Raw genomic sequence first — 729 nt, forward strand, 5'->3', positions numbered from 1 at the left:
TGAATCGGCTTGCCCGCAAAATAACGATCCGCGAAACCAAAGTACGCCATATCCGGCCGGCCCATCGGTCCGTACACCGTAAAAAATCGTAGTCCCGTCGCCGGTATGCGGTACAGGTGGCTGTACGTATGCGCCATCAGCTCATTCGACTTCTTCGTCGCCGCATAAAGCGACACCGGATGATCGACGAAGTCCGTCTCCTCAAAGGGTACCTTCTTATTGGCCCCATACACCGAGCTCGACGAAGCGTACACCAAATGCTCCACGGGATAATGCCTGCAAGCCTCCAGGATGTGGAAAAAGCCGGTAATGTTGCTCTCGATATACGCATCCGGATTCTCGATGGAATAACGCACTCCCGCCTGCGCGGCCAGATGAACCACAGCCGCCGGCTTATACTGCTCGAACAGCGACATAACCGCCGTGTGATCCGAAATGCTGGCCTCGACGAACACGAACCCCTCATGCGGCATCAGCTCCGCCAGTCGAGCACGCTTGAGATTCAAGTCATAATAATCGTTCACATTATCCAGGCCGACGACCATGCAGCCCTGCTCCAGCAGCCGCTTGGCCACGTAATAACCGATAAACCCCGCCGCGCCTGTCACCAGATAGACCTTCCCTGCAACTATCGCATGATCTCCCAATCTACCTCGACTCCTTCACTCCTTCTCTGATCGCGGGCTTGCGCCCGATCGAATGATACTCCACGCCTGCATCCTTCATGTC

At 55.7% G+C, this 729-nt stretch carries 1 protein-coding gene; it reads right to left on the bottom strand.

Annotated features, from left to right (window positions below; genetic code table 11):
• The coding region (locus tag PAT3040_RS24980; protein ID WP_146200541.1) for an SDR family NAD(P)-dependent oxidoreductase at positions 1–647 on the bottom strand (647 nt) is incomplete at its 3' end.
• Positions 648–729 lie beyond the last annotated feature (82 nt).

Source organism: Paenibacillus agaridevorans (assembly GCF_003112455.1).
Classification (GTDB): domain Bacteria; phylum Bacillota; class Bacilli; order Paenibacillales; family Paenibacillaceae; genus Pristimantibacillus; species Pristimantibacillus agaridevorans.